Below are 21098 nucleotides of genomic sequence, written 5' to 3'. Positions count from 1 at the left end.
CTCTTAGTAAAGAGTTAAAAAAAAGTGAATTCAAAAAACAATCCAACGTTCCAGCCTTATAAAAAGTGTCCCCTCATAACCATAAAAAGCCCACTGTTATAAATCAATATAACAGTAGGCTGATAATACAAATTTTAACTACAACTCAGGATCGTATGTATCAATATCGACATCATACAATACAAATTCCGCTAAATTAAAATAATTTCTATTATTGAAAGTTTCTAAACAATTATATCTAAAATGAGAGAACGTACGACCAGGTCTAAAAATTTCAGAAGTATAATCAGCACCTCCTGCAGAAGGTAATCCTGAAGAAATAGTTTCAACAGTTTCCCAGTTAACTCCGTCATTACTAATTTGAATCTCTACTATTTTTGGCGCCTCCTGAGACCATGCTCTGTTCACCAAATAAAACTGAAAATCGTCAATAGGTTCATTCAGATCAATCTGAATATACTGAGGCATTGGTATCTGCGGAGAGCTCCATCGAGTATGAAAAAAAGAACTTGAATTACCGTCAATTAAATTGGCAATAGGTCCTTCCTTTGGTTCTTGGTTATTCGTACTCAATTGAGATGCTTCCATCTCTATTTTAGTTGCTGTAATGGTTTCTGTTGCTGGAGCAATACCAGATTTAGCCACTACATTTATTTTATCACTTCCTTGTCCTTTTTTATTAAATGCCTGAAATGCAAATTCATAATCTCCATATTTAGCTCTTGTATTATCAATTAATATAGAATCAGCATAAACAGATACTACTTCGAATACCCTTTTCTCAGTTAAATAATCATAATAACTAACCTGAAGATAATAATAGCTGGAATCCAAAGGGACATTCCATTTTAGTAAAATTTGACCCGGTAAGGCCTCCGGGATAACAGACTCAACATTAGTTGGAAGGTCATTTCCATTCGCTGTATCCTCAAAAACCTCAAATTTCTCATCACAACTGCTAAAAAAAGCAGCTACAAGAAATATTGCTGCATATATAAACGATTGTTGTTTCATATAATTATAATTTGTTTTTAGTTGCTATATGGAACTTACCATGCTGGAATAATCATCCCCTTGTGTGTAAAAATCACTTTGATATGGACGTTTCATATTGATACTAGTTTATGATTTTATACTTAGCACTACCATCCTGTATTTTGAGTTAGATTTGGATTCTTCCTAATTTCAGAATCTGGAATAGGAAAAAAATACATTTTGTTATCCCAAGATCTTTCTTTCTCAAATCTGCTGTATTTAAAAGATTCATCCTCTTTTTGTTCTATCTTCATACAGGTAACACTTTTTAAAACTTCTCCCTCTTTCCATCGTCTTACATCCCAAAACCGATGTCCTTCAAAGGCCAATTCAACCATGCGCTCATTTTTATATTTGGCTTCAAACTCAACATTTGTTAAACCAGCAGACAAAGAAGGCATGTTCACATCTGATCGATGGCGGATTACATTTACTGCATCAACAGCAGAAATATCAAAATCAGCACTTGTTGCATCAGGAGAGCCCAAATAATGATACACAGCTTCGGCATAATTTAAGTAAAATTCACCCAAGCGATATGTAATCCATGAATGGCGCTTGTCCGTCACATGACTTGAACGCAAATCTACAGAAGCATCCACATATTTTTTTAGATAGTAACCTGTAGTTGAAGCTCCTGAAATAGGTGAACCATTTGCTCCTCCTTCAAAAATCTGCAATTCAGAATTGTTGTAAGTAGGCCAGCCAGTATCTCCATTTTTAGCAACAGTCATATTAAAACGCGGATCTCTCCCTTCATAGGGCTTATTAGAATTGTATCCACTACCATCTTCATTCCATAATAATCCGGTAGATTTCATTTCATAAGCATCCACTAAAGTTTGAGTAGGACAATTACCTGAATTTCCCCCTTCAACTCCAATAGGAAAGTTATAAGACTCCAAAGAATTTAATGAACCTACCCTGCGAACGAATATCATTTCTGAATTTTTATAATTATCTGTTCCCCATAAATCAGAGTATTTTCCCAATACGATACCGTATTGGGAACAGGAATCTATTACGGCCTTATTCGCCAAAGCAGCCTTATACCATAAAGACGATTCATTGCTCGTATTGAAAAGTGAACTTGCTTGATAAAGAAGTGTACGAGCTTTCAATGCCAATACCGAAGCTCTGCTAACACGACCAGTCTCTGTGTAAGATAAGTCCTCATATGTAACAGGTAAATTATTCACAATACTATCGCACTCAGCAACGATAAAATCAAATATTTCTGACTTATCGGTGCGAAAAACTGAATTAGCTTCATCTTCCGTTAGCACTTTTGTTACCAAGGGAACATCACCATATTGTCTCACAAGATTAAAATAAAAATAAGCTCTCAAAAAACGCACTTCATATTGGTAACGCTCATATCGTTCCATTTGTTCATTATAATCTTGATTGTATTTAAAGTCAGAGAACGTTTGCCCCTCTGAAGCATCCAGATAAAGATTGACAGCACGAATAGCTTCGTAACTCTTATTCCATGTATTTGATTTAGCATTACTGGCACTCCACGCTCCATTATAAAAATCATGAATATCAGAAGAAGTCCACACATAATCAGACTCATCGGAGGCCGAGGATAACATAGCACCTCCATAATCTCCGAAATCATAATCGAGATAATTATAAATATTGGAAACAAAGCTCATCGTACGACTGAAGCTTGAAAACACTTGCTCTTCATCTAAACTAACAAATTCGTCATAGTTCATTTCATCTTCACACGCATTAAACGTTATGAGAAAACCTAAAGCAATTAATATATATTTAATTTTCATAATTCGAAACAATTTAAATAATGAATTATTAAAACCCAATGGCTAAACCTACATTTATTGAACGAGTCATCGGGTATGCCACTCCTACAGATTCAGGGTCTGACAAATTGATATTATCAATGCAGAGCAAATCAATACCACGCACATAAAATTTAGCTGATTTCAATCTCAGTTTTGAAAGATAAGTTTCAGCCAATTTATAGTATATTTCACAGTTTCTTAGTTTCAGAAAAGATGCATCTGCAAGCCATACTGAGTTCGTCTGAAAGTTATTTTCATTGCTTTCTGTTGTTAAGCGAGGATACTTTGCAGATGGATTTTCCGGTGTCCAGCGATTATTATAATAATGCTCAGAAATAGTCGAATTATCAACCAATGGCCTATACACACTTTGTGTATTCAATATTGCAGTATATCGCTCTACCCCTTGAAAAGTAGCACTAAGACCTAAACCTTTCCATTCAAAACCCAAATCGAAAGAATAATAAATTTCAGGAACGTTAGTATTATAGCCCATCGCCACATTATCGTAGTCATTAATTACGCCATCATTATTTTGATCTTTAAACTTAATATCTCCGGGTTTTACTTCATTAAATTGCTGAGCCGGACTATTAGCTATATCGGCCTGATCAACAAAGAATCCTATAGCCTGAAGTCCAAAAATCTGATCGACTGATTTTCCTGTCTGTCTCAAATATTCATAGGCTTTTGGTTCCTCAAGCATTTCCTTTACTTTATTTTTAGCTAAAGTAAATTTACCGCCCAAAGATATTTTAAAGTCACCCAATTGTTTATTATAATTTACCCCGGTTTCCAGTCCCCAACTATCAACAATACCTGCATTTGTATAAGGCGATGATATTCCCAGAACAGCAGAATTTGCTCCTCCGGCCGATACCCAAATATCCTTTCTTTTTTCAAAGTAAGTATCAGCTGTAATAACCATACCATTTAATATACCAACATCTAGACCTAGATTATATTTTATCGCTTTTTCACGACTGGTATTGGTTGAAGCTAAACGTCCTTCCCACACACCACCATAATCGGAATAACTTCCTCCTAAAGGATATGAGCCACCGTTGCCAAAACTTTGCTCCCAATAATCTTCAGTTGGAATATAATCGGTATTTATAATACCCCAGGAAGCTCTTAATTTAAGAAAATCAACAGGCTTCACATTTTTCATAAAATTCTCATTTGAGATAATCCATGCTGCAGAAACTGTTGGTGAAAATCCCCATTTTTCGCCGGGGGCTAATTTATTAGAACCTGAAGTTGCCAAAGTAAGGTCAGCCACATAACGATTGTTATAAACGTAATGTATATATCCCGCAACATTTTGACGATAGTAAGTATGGTTTTGACTATTTTTCACATGATGCTCATACGAATACATTAAAGACGAAAAAATCTTGTTTTTTCCTGATTCCTTTTGGTAATCTACATTTGCAAACAAGTTTGAATGACGATCCTGCCAATCTAATTTGCTCCCAAACTCAATACCACTATCGGCTCCTGCAGAATAAATAGAAACATCAGATGGTTTACCATCTACCCAACTGACAACATTCTCGCTGGCATAGGCATAATTTTTAGTGTGTCCTTCCCAATAAGCCGCAACATTATCATATCCTGCACGTAACGAAGCACTTAAACCTTCTGTAATTGAATTAAGATCCTGCGTTAATCTTACATCAGCATATAACGAACGAGTATGTCCTTTAGAGTATCCTCTAGCCTGTGTTAATGCAACAGGGTTCATATTACTTCCCCAAGTTTCACTTCCACCCCATATTCCATCACTTGTTTTTATTGGAAAAGCAGCAGATGGAGTTGTATATAACTTGGATATTAAATTATCAGATCCCAGCCCGGGACGTGAAAATTCATTTAACACTCCCATAAGATTAACCTGAACTGTAGTTGTTGAGCTTACATCAATATCCAAATTGGTTCGAATATTACCTTTTGAATACTTCATTTGAGTGGAATATCCATCGTTTACATCAGAATTATCAATAAACCCCTGATTTCCCTGCAAGTTAAGCATAGTAAAATAACGTACTTTTTTACCACCTCCACGAAAATTCACATTATACATATTTGAACAGCCATTCTCGCGAAACACTTCGTCCATCCAATCAATATTCGGATACAAATTTGGATATTCTCCACTTTTAAAAGCACCAAGTTCATTTTCAGAATACCTAGCTGATTTACCATCGTTGCTCAATGCTTCATTTACGGCACTTGCATATGTATATGAATCTGCAAACTTTGGCAGGCGTGACTGCCAGTTAAAGGCATGATCATAACTAACATTTATTTCGCTGGTCTGGTATTTACCTCGCAAAGTGGTGATTGAAAGGACTCCATTAATACCTTTATAGCCATACAATGCAACAGCTGCAGCATCACGCAATACCGATACCGATTCAACCTCTTCGGGTACAACGTATTGAATGTCCCGCTCTATTCCATCAACCACAACTAAAATATCGTTATTTGATAAGGTCTGTAAGCCCCTGATTGACAGAGTAGCTCCTGTATCCCAAACAGCTCCGCTATTTTGCATCGCTGTTAGTCCCAATGCATTACCATATAATGCATTGGACACACTAAACGCAGAACGCTGATTTACTTGCTCATGAGTAGTTAACGAAACAGCTCCTGTAGACTCCCCAATTGTTTGATGAATTCCATAACCTAATTCTACTGCTTCAGAGAAAAAATCCATCTGTATTGTTATAGATTCCCCGTTTTTAACGGAAACCTTTTTAAATCCATTATTTGAGGTTTGAACAACTAAGGCTGCTGAATCTTGAACAAAAATATTAAACTCACCATTAGTATTTGTATATACTTTATTTTCCGGATTACTTTCGATGGAAACAACAGCTCCTGAAACTGGATTTCCATTCCGATCAATAATTTTTCCTGTTGTGTCTCCTGTTTGCGACCATCCTTTCATGGTCAAAAACACAAACAAGCTCAGTATGATATATCTATATTGTATTCGCATAATCATCTTTTTTAATGTGCAGTTTTGATTTATCACCATCCCGGATTTTGTGTTAACCCATAATCTTTATTCACTTCTTCGGGAGGAAAAGCTGACAAGTACCATTTTGGAGAAAAACTTGTCCACCAAGATCGGGTTGCATTTGTTAATTCAAAAACTTCATAGGTAAACTCGCTAGGACGATCGCCTCTTGTATCTGAACTTTTATCAGACCATGAATCTTCTATTCCATCAGCTCTATAAATTCTTAAACCATGAAGTTGCTTGGAAAAAAGATCCGCCCTTTTATTACGGGTCATATCAAAAAGACGCACATCTTCTAAACCTAATTCACAAGCCCGTTCTCTAAGAATTTCTTCCATTAGTACACTTTCACTAAACATATTTTTATCAGGATTTGATTCTACCAATCCTTTTAGTCCAACCCGGGCTCTAACTTCATCCACTTTAGCAATTGCTTCCCCAAAATTTCCGGTTTTCATTAACGCTTCGGCATATGTTAGATATAATTCCGATAAACGAAGGTATGGCCAAAGGGTTGGCTCATTTAAGTTATCTGAAAAATCAAGTACGTATTTGAAATTTGCATAACCTGTAGCGTATTGTCCGGTTTCTTGCGCCGGATTTTGCTGAGCTTCACGACCACCTACCCACAATTCTGCTTGACGTCCTTGATATTTAGCCCCATTGACCAAAGCTGTTTCATACAAGCGGGGGTCTCTATTTGTAAACATATCTGATACATGATCAGTCCAATTGAAAGCAGTTCCATCTGCCATAGGAAACATTTCTATAAATTCCTGCGTTGGAGTAAAAGCCCCATTTTTGCAAGATTGCGGGAAGTAATAATTCCATTGGTTGTTACTACCATAGGTATAACGTATGCGCGTTGAAATTAACATTTCAGGGTTATCACTGCCACTTCCCCGTGTAAAATAAGCAGATCGGAAAGCGTCTCGATAATCATCAACATCAGTTCCCGATGCCTGTACTAAAGAATAAACTCCATTATGGCTTAATTCCTGAAAAAAGCTGGTACAAGCAGACAAACATTCATCCCATAATTCCGATTTATATCCTCCATACCAAACTTGTAGGTTAGTTACTGCATCTTGGGTTCCTTCAGTACAATAAGGCTCACTATCATTAAATAAAGGACTGGCCGCAAATAATAAAACTTTACATTTTAAACCCATTGCAGATGCTGATGTAAAACGACCATCCCAATTTGAGATATCTTCAGCATCTAACGACCATGGCAAAACTTTTGCCGCTTCATCCAATAATCCAGTCATAAACAGAACTGTGGAATCCACCGTAGCACGTTTGGTATAATAAGCTGCTTCATCGCTGCTAACTTCAAATGCATGATCAACAATAGGTAAACCTCCATAATGACGAAACAAGTCAAAATATCTTGATGCAATAATTACTTTTGCTTCGGCTTTCAATCTTTCTTTTTCATCCGTTCCCATATCAGGTACATTATCGACATTTTCAATAAATAACCAAGCCTGACGAACGGCTTCCCATACCTCCTCTTTTGTGAAACCAAAACGGGTAGCATCACTCGATTCTTCGGTACCAGCACTATAACTTCCCGAATAATAGCTCCTATTAACTCCGTCCCAACTTAAATGGCTATGCCAACAGTCAGACAAAGTTTCGAACATTCCCATATTCATTTTATTATCAATACTATTCCAATAAACTGGCAATCCATAATACAGTTTACTATATGTATTCCACAAAAAACGCCGTGAATATTCTGCATTACTAAATATCGTATCCTGAGTAACATCAACACCTGGTTGCTTTTCTAAAAAGTCATCTCCAACTGTTACATCATCAACACATGAAACAACTGTTAATGTGCCAATTACAAATGACACAAGTAATAATTTTATATTTTTCATAGTAGTATACATTAAAGAATTAAAAAGCCAATTTCAATCCTAGATTTATCACCCTTGTTAATGGATACGCTGGTCGGGAACTCGTTTTTGATTCCGGATCACCTAACTTAAATTTTGAAAATGTAAGTAAGTTATAACCACTAAGATATAAGCGACAATTGTCTATACCAGCTCTTTGAAACACCGGAAGATTTAACTTATAGCCTATTTCAATATTTTTCAACCGCAGGTAGCTGGCATCAACTAAAAATAAATCAGAACTTTGATAATTATTTGTTTTATGAGCAAGAGTAGCACGTGGTAATTTTGCTGTTGAAGCGGTTTCCGGAGTCCAACGCTGTTTGTATTGATACGATAACAAACCTTTTGTATTAGTATCTCCCATCGGATTACGAAATGTTTCCTGAAGTAAGCGGGAAGTATTCCAAGCACCAGTCCATTGCATACTAAAATCCAGGTTCTTCCATGAAAAGCCAAGATTCATACCTGCCACATATTCCGGATTATTAGTATAACCAGCTTTTGTTACATCATCCGAATCAATTGTTCCGTCTTTATTTAAATCAACATAAACAACATCTCCCGGCTCTAAACCTCCAGCGTGTACGGCAATATCCTGCCCATATTGAGCTTTATACCGGTCATTAGCTGTTTCATCATAGAAACCCCAGAATTTACGAATGATATTAGATCCCACTGGTCTGCCAGTTTGCCTCATATAATCTTCATTGGGCTTAACTTCTCCCTTTTCAATAATTTTATTTTTTGCAAATGAGAGGTTCGTGTTCACCCAATATTTAAAATTTTCGCCTATCTCATCATTCCATTTCAAGGCAATTTCATAACCATGACTATCAACCACCCCCATATTTATAACTGGCAAAGAAACGCCTACAATATTAGGTGTAGTTTCAGACTTCACTAAAATATCTTCTCTGTGCTCACTAAATACATCTACAGATACTTTAAAACGCTCATTTAAGAATGCCAAATCAATACCATAATTTTGCTTGTAAGCTTTTTCCCATGTTACATCTTTATTCGATTTTGAACTTTCATAGGCTCCCGGTTGATCTGAACCTACATTTGTTCCAAAATTATACCCACTTCCACCAAGAACATAGGAATCAGGAATGTACATAAATCGTTGCTGCGTATCTCCTATATAGTATTTATCATTACCTACAACTCCATAAGAACCTCTTAATTTCATGTAATTAATGACATTTTTAAATTCCTTCATGAAATTTTCTTCAGATACAACCCAAGCTAAAGATCCAGCAGGAAAGAATCCATATCGCTTAGCACGTGCAAAATTTTCGGATCCATTGTATCCAACATTAAACTCTGCCATATAGCGAGTACTCCAATCGTATGTTATACGACCAACCATCCCTACATAGCCTGATGGAATATCGGTATATTGTTTTGGATAATATTTTTTAGATTGAGTGTACAAAGCTAGAGCGCCAATAGTATGCTTTCCATATTTACGATCGTAGTTAACACTTGCTTCAGCATACCAATTACGTCCTTTATCAAAACTTTCACCATAATTCAGTTCAGCGTCATCCCCACTTTTCTTATATTCAATTCCCCCATCACTTGTCTTAACCGGAGTATAAAAAGGAGTGGATGAACTTCTGGTTTTTGTATGATAAAATGTGCTGTTATAGGATCCTTTTACTTTAAAAAATAAACCTTCTGTAACAAAATCAAGTTCCTGCTTTAAAGCCAAATCAACATTAAGAACATTGGTTGATTTAGCATTAAATCCTTTTCCATAGTAAGGAGAAAGTCCATCACTACCGGCATCTGGCAAATAATCAGTATTTGTCACAACCCTTTTGCCATCAACTATACCTGCACCACCGAAAGGAGTTGCCCAATAAAGCTGGCGAAATAACTGATTCTGATCTTCGTTAGAAATCGGCGTGTTTTTATCTTCAATACGGCCACCTAAATTTAGAGTTAACAGAGTGCTTTCTGAAATATCATAATCAAGGTTTGCACGGTAATTATATCGTTTGAAATCAAAATTAAAATCGTAGCCCGAATCAAAAGTTTTAAATAAACCTTCTTGTGTAAAAGCTCCTAAAGAAACGAAATATCTTATTTTCTCAGCTCCTCCAGAGATATTTACATTATGCTGAGTTTGAATTGCTCCCTTCTTTAATAATAGATCAAGCCAATCTACATCCGGATATAGTATTGGATCAGAATGTGTTTTGAAAGCTTCCAGAACATCAGGCTGAAATTTATAACTACCAGCGCTCACACCATCGTTAGCCTGCGCTTCATTATAATAACTTGCATATTCATAACTGTCTGCAAATTCAAGTAATTTTGTAGGCATTTGATAACCAGTAGAAGATGAAAAAGATATTTTAGCCTTTCCTTCTTTTCCTCGTTTGGTAGTAATTAATATAACACCATTGGCTCCACGCACACCAAATACAGCTGTTGCTGAAGCATCTTTTAAAATAGTAATGCTTTCTATCTCATTCGGATCTAACTGAGAAAACTCACGTTCAACACCATCTACCTGAATCAAAGGAGACGAATTATTCAATGTCGTTACACCTCTAATATAAATCTCAGCATCATCAGCTCCCGGTTCTCCGGAATATTGTACCGATGACAATCCTGTTACCGAACCAGATAATGCATTAGACAAAGATCCTGTTGGAGTTTTTAATAATTGCTCACCTGAAATTGTAGACACAGCTCCAGTAATTGTGGTCTTTTTTTGCGAACCATAGGCAATGGCAACCACCTCATCCAGATCAATGCTTGATTCTTCCATTACAACATCAATCGTAAGTTTGTTTCCAATAGCCATCTCCTTTTCAAGCATCCCCACAAAAGAATAAACCAGAAGCTCTGCTTCTGCTGGAATACTTATAGCATAATAACCATTAATATCAGTGGTTACACCAATGAATGTACCTTTAACAAATACATTAACACCAGGTATTCCCATTCCACTCTTGTCTTTAACAGATCCTTTAATCTCCTTTTTTTTCTGGACTTCCAGCGACGAATTTTCATACAGAGAGGGTTTGTTATTATCAGATAACAGCTGATACCCCTCACCTTGGGGATTATGATCATCCGTCCATCCGGTAAGTATTGTTGCAAAAACAAAAAGATTAGTCAACGTTAATCGCAACAAGGTTTTTGTACTGCTTCCCAAAGGAAACCAATACCTTGTAAATCGTTTTTCCATAAATTAAAATTTTTACTTAGTAAATTATTTATTCAACTATCTTAAAACCAGCAACAGGAACACCAACAGTTCTCATTTCCAGTTTAGTCAAAAACATATTTATCCCATTCTTTTGCCCATTTAATGATTGGCTTCCCGTTCTCAAACAAAATTGGCAACCAAACATAACGGCCATCCGAGTGATTCTTAGGATTCCATCTGTCAGCCATAAAAATGAATGATTTTTTTTCTCCATATACAGGAAATATACAGGTGCTTTGCGATGAAAAAGTCGATTCCGATCCTTCTCCACGACAGGGATTCCCAAGAGTTTTCCATGGCCCCCAAATGGATGAAGCTACAGCTGAACGTGCTGCATTAGGCGCCCATCCTGTACATCCTGATGTGATTAAGTAATATTTACCCTCATTTTTAAACAAAGCAGGAGCCTCATTATGCCCGCCAGGAAATAAACGAACATACTTACCTGTATAATTCAAATAATCATTAGTTAACTCTGCAATATGAATGGTTAAATTATCTTCGGAAGAATAGATGTGATATGCTTTTCCATCATCATCTACAAACAATGTCATATCCCTCGACATCTGCCCACCCTCAAAGTCCCGTCGCACAAATAGGCCATTTACAATAGCTGCATGCCATTCGGGAGTCCACCATTCTTTAAAATCATCAGCCGCCAAACTTGATGTTCGTTGATCTTGATTCATATTTACAGGCCATATACCAGCATTTGGTCTTACTGATTTCACAAATTTATAAGGTCCCTTCACATCATCACTTATTGCTATTCCTACTTGCGCTGCGCGATAACCTTGCCCTTTTAATTCCAGATGGAAATACATGACAAATTGCTTTGTAACAGCATTATAAATTACTTTAGGGCGTTCAATAGTACACCCTTTTGCAATTGGACTTAATTTGTTATTTTCCACAACAGATAAAGCCACACCCTCATTTTTCCAATGATACAAATCACCGGAAGAATAACACCTTACCCCAACCAATGCCTGACTGGTATTCGCACTCTTGTGTTCTCCAAACCAATAATATTTTCCTTGATAAGAAAGAATACCTCCTCCATGTGCATTGATATGATTTCCTTGATCATCTAACCATAATTCGCCAGGATGAAAAGATTGGTACTTTTGTTCCGGCTCATCAAATAATTTCTTTAATCTCAAAATTTTTGCTTCTATAGATTTGGCTTGCAGAACCTTACTAATATTCTTTTTTGAAATAGCAAGATCTGTTCCTTGAGGTTGATTTTTAAAATCTCCCAAAAATGAGTTCCCGATGAAGGAAGTGTTAATATCTCCACCAAAGTCAAATTTGCTTTTTACACCACTGTCAGCATAAAATATATTGTTTTTAAATTGAGTATTTTCCGGCCATTTATTCCCCCAATTTCCCATTTTTAACATCCGCGAATCAATGGAATCATTTTCTTTTGGATATTGTATAATCAAGTTGTTAGAAATCATTGTATTTTTAACAGGCCCTGTTATATGTACAACTGGTGTAAACCACCCACTTTGTTTGGTCGGGTAATTTCTTATTCCATCATTTACACTAATATTATAACGAACAGTAGATTTTAGAGTGCCTTTGTTCCAGCTCTTCCCAAGAGAATTTCCATCGTTACATACTAATAAAAATCCACCCGCATTATCATGACTATAATTATATTGAATAACAGTATTTTGACAATTGTAATCTGAGTCAAATCCTTGTCCATCCCATTTGGCATTATGCCCACTTACTTCGTTATACTGGATAATTGTGTTATCACAACTCCATGGCCAAATACCTGCTGCGGCTTCGTTTGGTGATAAAATGTCAGGACAATTGCGCATAACATTATATTCTATTACAGCACCATCACATCCTATAGGTACAATTCCATCACCGGGGACACTTTCAATCAGGTTGTGTGATATAAGAATTTTTAAATTTGGATACCATTTATCCCGACTAGCATAACCCCCAGAATAAATACCATTCCTTCCACAATTTACGATGTGACAATTTTGTATTGTTAGTCCTACAAATCTTGATTTTACTTTAGAACCTTTATTCTCCCAGAAAATACCTCCTCCAGCACCTTCTTCTTTCACTAAACTTCCATTTACATCTCTAATTACCAAATCATCTAATGTTACATCAAAACGTTCACCAGAATCTTCAGCTTTTATATAAACGCCTACTCTGCCAGCTGCTCTATTTTCTCCGTTATTTGTTATTTCAAGCTGAGATACTTTACAATAGGCTGGGTTATTTAATAACAGTGTATATTTTTTATGACCTGCTCCATTAATTTGGGGAAAAGGAAGCGACATATCTCCATAAGCTCCAACCACAATTAATGCCCCTTTTTTCCCTTCCAAATTAAGAGCTAACTGCCCATCAAAAACGGAACCTCTTTTGAAAAGAATAGAATCACCAGCATTAAATTGTAAAAGATTTACATTTTTTAAACTACGCCAGGGTTTCGAAAGATTCACCCCTTTATTTAAATCGTTTCCGCTACGGGAATCAATATAATAACTCGATGAAAATGCAATATTCTCAAACAAACAAAGAGATATAATAATAAGTGCTATTCGCCTCATATTTGAACCAACTATATTTTTAGGAAAAATTAACATTGCAAATATGTCTATCTTTGTCAGGATAAAAGTTGAAAGATCATTCCGAATGGGGGAGAATTCATTCAAAGCTTAATTTCAGAGGCTTTCAGATGTAAAAAGACAGATATTTAATCCTTTTTGAATGATTATTCACCTTAAAAAACCAGATAAGAATCGTATTATCAATTTTCAATTAAGAATATACTTCACCTCTAGTTTCCCGTATCGTAACAGCATCGTAATATTTAATCAGGGGAATTTGACATTAATTAACAGAGGAGAAAAGTTCTATAAATTACATATCGCTTATTCATAAGAGTAAAATAAACGCAACCATGAAATTTAAAATACTAACATTATCATTCCTGATATTATTATATGTTTCTAACAATCATGTGAAATCGCAGAATATTTCAGTTTCTCAACTGCCAATAATGGATCAATTACCCTCCAATTCTGTTCATCGAATTTTTCAGGATAGCGAAGGCTATATCTGGTTTGGAACTCCCGAAGGATTGTGCAGATATGATGGCTATAGAATAAAAATTTTTAGATCAGACATTTATTCTCCAAACTTATTTGCCAGTAACGAGATTTCCTGCATCGCTGAAGATAACAACGATAACCTTTGGATAGGAACGAATGAAGGCTTAAGTATCCTAAACAGAAATACCTATCAAATTAAAACTCATCCTGATAGTATATTACAATCGATGGCAATTCGTGATATATTAATTGGCAGTGACAGTACCATTTGGGTTGGAGCATCAAATGTTGTGTACAGATACAATCCTGATTTTTCAAGAAAAAAAAGATATACGCATAATCAGAATGACTCAAAATCAATTCCTAATGGCGGAATTAATAAACTTTTTGAAGATTCATATCATAATATCTGGTTAACGCTATGGGAAGAAGGATTACATAAATATGATACGGAAAGTGATCGATTTATCCAATACCCTAAAATTGGACGTACAAACAATCCATTTAAAATATTTCAGGATAATCAGAATAATTACTGGATAGGTACCTGGAATGATGGCTTGTATCAATTTACCCCTAATGCAAAAAATAATGATTTGTATACACAAATAACAATTCCTAAGACGAATTATTCTGAGGAAGAAGAAACCTTCTTTAGCTTTGCTCAGGATGATAATGCTGAATATATTTGGTCAATGTCTATGTCTGGATTGAGTACATATATGTATGACAAATTAGGTGATCTTATTCCTGTTAACACACAAGAATTACTTAAAAATACCAACAATATTTTTAGTGAAATTATAAAAGACAGAGATGGTAGTTTATGGATTGGAGCCTTTAGCGAAGGGGTGTTTAAAATTGATTTTGACAAACCTGCAATTAATAATTTCCCAATAGATGTTCTTAATAACAAAAGTAACATAGCACCCTCTTTCACCTCATTATGTGTTGATAACAATAAAGATATTTGGGTAAACCAAAATAGGTTAGGTCTATTTATATATTCACCAGAAACAAAAACAATTAAATATTTCACAGAATTCGAAAAATTAAAAAACATACCGGAATTACTCAAAACAAATAACATCATCTATATTTCAAGCCTCAATGAAATATGGATATCCAATACTAAGAACACCAAAATTCTTAAAATCAAAAAAAAAGGATCTGATATTACGTCTTTAAAAGAGACGTTTCTAAATAACAGCTTTAACAATCCCGGTCTAATTAATCTTATTTTTGAAGATAATAAGTCTAATATCTGGATAGGTACCAATAAAGTCCTGTTTGTTCAACCAAGAGGATCTGAAGATATGTTTATGGTAACCCAAAACATAGGTTCAATAAATGCAATAACCCAGGATACAAATGACAACTTATGGATAAGTTCTAATGATAAAGGAATTTATAAAATAGCTATACCTCAAATACTATCAAAAGATAAAATTTCAAATTTAGCTGTTGAAAAAATTCAAAGTAAATTATTGAGTGACCATATACAATCAATTACCGCAGACCATAGTGAAAATGTTTGGATTGGTACTAAAGAAGGTAGTTTAATTGCATACAATGCTACTGATAAATCGTTTACAAACAGAACTGTAGATTGCGGATTAAAAGGAGAGGCTATTTTAGATATTATTTCAGACAAATACAATAATATTTGGATTACTACATATAAAAGAATAATAGAATTTAATCCAAGAAACAATGCCTATTTTGTCTATTCAGCCTCCGATGGAGTTCAAATCAATTCACATCTAAAAGGATCATTCTGTAAAACAACTGATTTAAAATATATATACATAGGTGGAAACAGAGGATACTCACGTTTTATCCCTTCGGAAAATTTAAACTCCCCACTAACTAAAGTTCAAACAAGAATTACAGATATAAAAGTACAGAACAAATCGATTCTTAGCCAGAATAATAAAGTTAAATTCGATCTCAAAAATAAATCTCTTATTTTAAGTCCTGAGGATAAAAACATTGAAATTTATTTCTCTACTCTCGATTACATAAATGCAAAAAAAATAAAGTATGCCTATAAATTGGAAGGAGTAGATAACGATTGGATTTACGCTAAAAACGACAGACAATTTGCGGTTTACAATCAATTAAAAAAAGGCAATTATACCTTCTGCATAAAAGCTACTGATGCTCATAATCTGTGGAGTAATAATATCACTAAACTTACAATTTACCGTAAACCGGCATTCTACGAAACCAACTTGGCATACTTCCTCTATTTTTCAATTTTCGCTTTTGGAATATTCCTGCTTTTCAAAATAATTCTGGGTAGAAGTAAATTAAAAAATGAAGTGAAAATCACCCAAATAGAGAAAAGTAAATCTGAGGAAATCACCCAAACCAAACTAAAATATTTCACAAATATTTCTCATGATCTATTAACACCCTTAACGATAATTAATTGCTTGATAGATGACATTGAAACGACGGTTCAAAAAAACATGCCCGAATTTGGAATTATACGATCGAACATTATCAGACTCAAAAGATTACTTCAGCAAATACTTGATTACAGAAAAGTAGAGGGTGGTAAAATGGAATTACGTGTTGCAAAGGCGGACATTTCATCCTTTATAAATGATATCTGTTACAACCACTTTATACCAATGTTTGATAAAAAAAATATTCTATTTGAATTAAATTCAACACCTCAAGAAATAAACGCCTATTTTGATGCCGATAAAATGGATAAAATCCTGTTTAATCTTCTATCAAATGCTTTTAAATATACTCCTAGAGATGGAAAAATTATTGTTAAGCTTAATCATCTCATCAAAGAAAACACAGAATTTATTTCGATTAAAGTATCAGATACAGGCATAGGAATTCAACCCGAAGATATTGAACATATCTTTCAACGGTTTTATAATAACAAAACAACTGATGTTAGCGAAACAAATGGAATTGGCTTATCGCTAACAAAAGATTTAGTAGAACTTCACCATGGGAAAATATCCGTTGACAGCATACCAAAAACAGGTTCCACATTTTGTGTAGCGATTCCTATTGATAAAAAAAGTTATACAATTGAAGAAATATATCCGGAAGCTCAAAGTTTAGATTTAAATGATATAGATGATAAACTTCAGGAATATCCCGAAATATCTTCAAAAATCAGCAACATAAATATCTTGGTGGTTGAAGACAATATTGAATTACTTGAAATAATTCAAAAACGTTTGCTCAGATCTTATAATGTATTAACGGCCCAAAATGGTTTAGAAGCTATTGAACTTGTAAAATCAACGGATATAGATATAATTATTAGTGACGTAATGATGCCGGAAATGGATGGCCTCGAGTTGTGCCGAACACTAAAAAACAATATAGAGACAAATCATATTTCGATTATTCTTCTTACTGCCAAAAACAGCATAGATGATCGTATTGAATGTTATAATGCCGGAGCAAATGCCTACATCTCCAAACCTTTTGAAATAAATGTATTGCAGGCACGAATCCAGAATTTCACTTTGCAAAAGAAACAGCAACAGCAAGATTTTAAATCAAATCAAGAAATAAATATCTCTTCATTAGATTATCCATCAATGGATGAACAATTTTTAAAAAATGCCATTCTCATTATTGAAAAGAACTTAACGGAAGCAGAGTTTGACATCAACTCTTTTGCCGGACAACTTAACCTGTCAAAATCCACCCTTTATCGGAAAATGAAAACTATAACCGGTCTTTCTCCTATTGAATTCATAAGAAATATAAAGCTAAAGCATGCCTCCAAAATGCTAAAATCAAGTCACATTAGCATTTCCGAAGTAGCTTATTCTGTAGGTTTCTCTGATCCTAAATATTTTGCGTCCTGCTTTAAAGCGGAGTTCAACATCACGCCAAGTGAATTTCAAAAAAAACAGTAATACCGATTGTGACTTATCCTGAAATAGTTTGACACAGAATTATGAACATTCTCCTTTTTCCTCAAACAGATGCTCTGTTCAGTTCTGAAAATGGTATTTTCTTCTCCGTGTACCCCTGTGTCCTTTGTGGTCAGCTCTATTTAATTTCTGCTGTTAATCTCTGATTTTCAGTGCGCGGAGAACACAGAGTAGCACAGAGAGTGAATTGATTGATCCCAGTTGTCCCTAATTTGCAGGAATGCTGGCTTCATTTTTCCTTTTAATTTACGAATTATAGAATTGTTGCTGATCTTATTAATGCATCAGAATATAAAATAACATCTATTGCGTAATAAATATATAAGTCAGATGAATAGATTATATAATCTGCGAATTAAATTATAATATCAGCTGTAAGAATAATTATATCAGATGACATCTAATGTATTATTTTATTCAGCAGAAGAAAGAATTTTATCATCTGATGATGTAACTTAATAAAATAATTATTGTGATGATTTAGCGGAGCACTTTAATTTATCTGCGGAAGAAAACAATTATTAGGTGAATATATAAAAATGAAACAAAATCAGACTTTCTTCGTGGTGCTGGTATTCATTTAGTTCTGAGAACTCACTTTCGTTTATCCATATACACGAGGAAAAAATAAAACCATTATTCCAGCTAAGGAATAGTGGTTTTTTTACTGTTCTTAATCTTGTGTTCTTTCTGCTTTTATAACTTAAACCTCGTTTGCTTTAGATACACTTTATAATCTTTTATCATACCCGGTTTTCCCTCTTCGGCACGAGGTAAGTACCAAAAGCCTGTAACAAGCTTTTCTTCGCCCAAATCAATTACAATCTGATGTGGAAAACCTGCTTTAGTTGCGGAGTAATTCGTATGCCATATGGTTGATTCCTGCAAATCGAATACATTGCTTGCTGCATTATTGGCCACATCTAATTCTTCACTGTCGGCATATATTACTTTCCAATGCTGGCGCGATAAGGGTTTGCCATCTTCACCAAGAATTTCCAGTTCGGCAATGGAAGCAAAATTATCTCCTCCAAAGGCGTTCAAAGCTTCCAAACAAAAGTAACGGGTACTTGTTTGTTTAGTAAAATCAATATGCTGCCAACCATTTCCTTTTGTAAACGAAGCCTTATAAATCGGCGTCTCATTCGCTAAATCAAGAGTTTCTCCAGGTTTACGGGAAGCATAAGCTCCATTTCCTTTCAAAACATCTAATATTGGTTGACGTAATCCTTGGGTTTTAGCTTCTAAAGGCGATGCCAAATCGAAAACAATCACTTCATTTTCACCCTCTTTTAACCAACATCCCGGAACATAAAGTGTTTGTTGCGGACCAATTTCCCAATAGCGACCAATGGCATGACCATTCACCCAGGCCAAGCCCTTGCTCCAGCTACTCATATCAAGAAAGGTATCTCCCTTTTTATTAACTATAAACGTTCCTTTGTAAAAAGCAGGTTGTTTTTCAGAATTTGTCAGCTTGGTATAATGTTTGCTTTTGGCAAAACTGTAATCGGTAGGAATACTATATACCTGCCAGTTTTTTAGCGACTTTACTTCCTTATCCGATTTTATCTCAACCTTCTCCGTGATCCCTTTCCAGTCGTAAATCCCTTTGCCAAAATTCATCCGTCCCATGGCCTCAACTAAAATATCGAGAACGGCACCTTCTTTTACAGGAGGCAATAAAATAGTATTTTCTCCTCTTAGCCGGCTAAGAGTTGCTATTTTTTTACCATCGATAAAAACTTGCGTCCAGTCATGAGCTTCAGTTATCACCAGAGATTGCTGTTTATCCGATTTTTCAAGCGTAGTGCGATATAAAATACTTCCCCACCCCTGATCAAAAAACTCCATTGATTTAATGTCTTCACTCATTTTTGCTTCAGGAAGATTATCAAACAAAAGTGCTGTTTCATCCAATTCAAAAGCTGGAATACTAATGGTTGGAATAGAATCAGGTATTTCACTTAGCGACTCGCCTTCTGGTAAGTATTTTTCCAATAATTTTCTGACTTCGAAATATTTGGGGGTTGTTCTTCCCGATTCGCTAATTGGTGCATCGTAATCGTATGAGGTACATGTTGGAGAAAAATTAGGAAAATTAGCACCACTCCAATGTTCGAAACTGGTTCCTCCGTGAGTCATGTATAAACTAAACGAAATGTTTTGATCCAACATTTCCTGCAATCCATTAACCAAATCGGCAGCACTTCGGGTTTCATGTTTTGCTCCCCAATGATCAAACCAGCCTGACCAAAATTCACTGCACATAAGCGGTGTATTGGGACGAAGTTCTTTCAGTTTTTTAAACTGTTCATTAATATTAGCTCCTGTCCCAAAATTAACAGTCCACAGCAAATCATCCAAGGCATTATTCTGGAAGTTGGAACTCCAATCGCATTGAAACAATGGGATATCATTAAATCCAGCTCCTTTAACGATATCACGGATAGCTTGAATGTAAGGTTTATCAGTTCCAAAAGAGCCGTACTCATTTTCAACTTGTACCATTAATATATTTCCTCCTTTGGTAATCTGGAGGTCGGCCAGCTGTTTTCCAACTTCGTTTATAAATAGTTTTGCCCTTTCCATAAAATAAGGATCTTGCTCGCGAAGCTTAATATCCTTTTTCTTTAGCAACCACCAGGGTAAACCTCCCATTTCCCATTCGGCACAGACATAAGGCCCGGGACGGACTATTACATACATCCCGTTCTTTTGAGCCAAACGACAAAATTCTGCCACATCGTTATTTCCTGTAAAATTGTATTTACCCTCTTCAGGTTCATGAATGTTCCAGAAAACATACAAACAAATTGTATTCATGCCTAGAGCCTTACTCATCTTGATGCGTTGCTCCCAATATTCTTTCGGAATGCGGGGATAATGCATTTCGGCCGCCTTAACAACAAATGGTTTCCCGTTAAGCAGAAATGTTTTATCTCCAACTTCAAATGTTCCTTCACTTTTTTGAGGCGAACAAGCATTCAGTAAGAATGTGAACAAAAGGATCGTATATAAAAATAATTTCTTCATGATGTGAATTATTCAATAATTAAAC

The 21098-nt window shown here is 35.2% G+C and carries 8 protein-coding genes; 1 reads left to right on the top strand and 7 read right to left on the bottom strand.

The window, feature by feature from the left end; all coding sequences use genetic code 11:
• Window positions 1-138: 138 nt before the first annotated feature.
• The 6 genes from QUH73_RS08605 to QUH73_RS08580 all read right to left on the bottom strand — a co-directional run bounded on the left by QUH73_RS08605 (window position 139) and on the right by QUH73_RS08580 (window position 13610).
• Window positions 139-1014, bottom strand: coding sequence for a discoidin domain-containing protein (locus tag QUH73_RS08605; RefSeq protein WP_289530030.1), 876 nt, complete (start codon window positions 1012-1014; stop codon window positions 139-141).
• Window positions 1015-1142: 128 nt separating this feature from the next.
• Window positions 1143-2825, bottom strand: coding sequence for a RagB/SusD family nutrient uptake outer membrane protein (locus QUH73_RS08600; protein WP_289530029.1), 1683 nt, complete (start codon window positions 2823-2825; stop codon window positions 1143-1145).
• A gap of 28 nt (window positions 2826-2853) precedes the next feature.
• A complete protein-coding gene (locus QUH73_RS08595) occupies window positions 2854-5853 on the bottom strand; it encodes a SusC/RagA family TonB-linked outer membrane protein (protein ID WP_289530028.1) in 3000 nt (999 codons plus the stop codon).
• Between the two features lie 32 nt (window positions 5854-5885).
• Entirely contained in the window at window positions 5886-7769 is a 1884-nt protein-coding gene (locus tag QUH73_RS08590; RefSeq protein WP_289530027.1) for a RagB/SusD family nutrient uptake outer membrane protein, read from the bottom strand.
• A gap of 19 nt (window positions 7770-7788) precedes the next feature.
• Window positions 7789-10998, bottom strand: a complete 3210-nt coding sequence (locus QUH73_RS08585) for a SusC/RagA family TonB-linked outer membrane protein (protein WP_289530026.1) — start codon at window positions 10996-10998, stop codon at window positions 7789-7791.
• An 83-nt stretch (window positions 10999-11081) separates the two neighbouring features.
• The gene (locus QUH73_RS08580) at window positions 11082-13610 is read right to left on the bottom strand and encodes a family 43 glycosylhydrolase (RefSeq protein ID WP_289530025.1); all 2529 of its coding nucleotides are present in this window, start codon (window positions 13608-13610) and stop codon (window positions 11082-11084) included.
• 353 nt (window positions 13611-13963) lie between these two features.
• On the opposite strand from QUH73_RS08580, the gene QUH73_RS08575 reads away from it, so the two are divergent.
• Window positions 13964-18019 carry a hybrid sensor histidine kinase/response regulator transcription factor gene (locus tag QUH73_RS08575; RefSeq protein ID WP_289530024.1) on the top strand — a complete coding sequence of 1352 codons (4056 nt, stop codon included), beginning with the start codon at window positions 13964-13966 and terminating at the stop codon, window positions 18017-18019.
• Between the two features lie 714 nt (window positions 18020-18733).
• Here QUH73_RS08575 and QUH73_RS08570 read toward each other — a convergent pair.
• Window positions 18734-21073 (bottom strand): beta-galactosidase, encoded by a 2340-nt coding sequence (locus QUH73_RS08570; RefSeq protein WP_289530023.1) that lies wholly within the window; start codon window positions 21071-21073, stop codon window positions 18734-18736.
• Between the last annotated feature and the right edge of the window lie 25 nt (window positions 21074-21098).

It is taken from the genome of Labilibaculum sp. K2S (assembly GCF_030372765.1).
GTDB lineage: Bacteria > Bacteroidota > Bacteroidia > Bacteroidales > Marinifilaceae > Labilibaculum.
The sequence above is the reverse complement of the archived record's forward strand: the minus strand, read 5'-3'. Positions and strand labels throughout refer to the sequence as shown.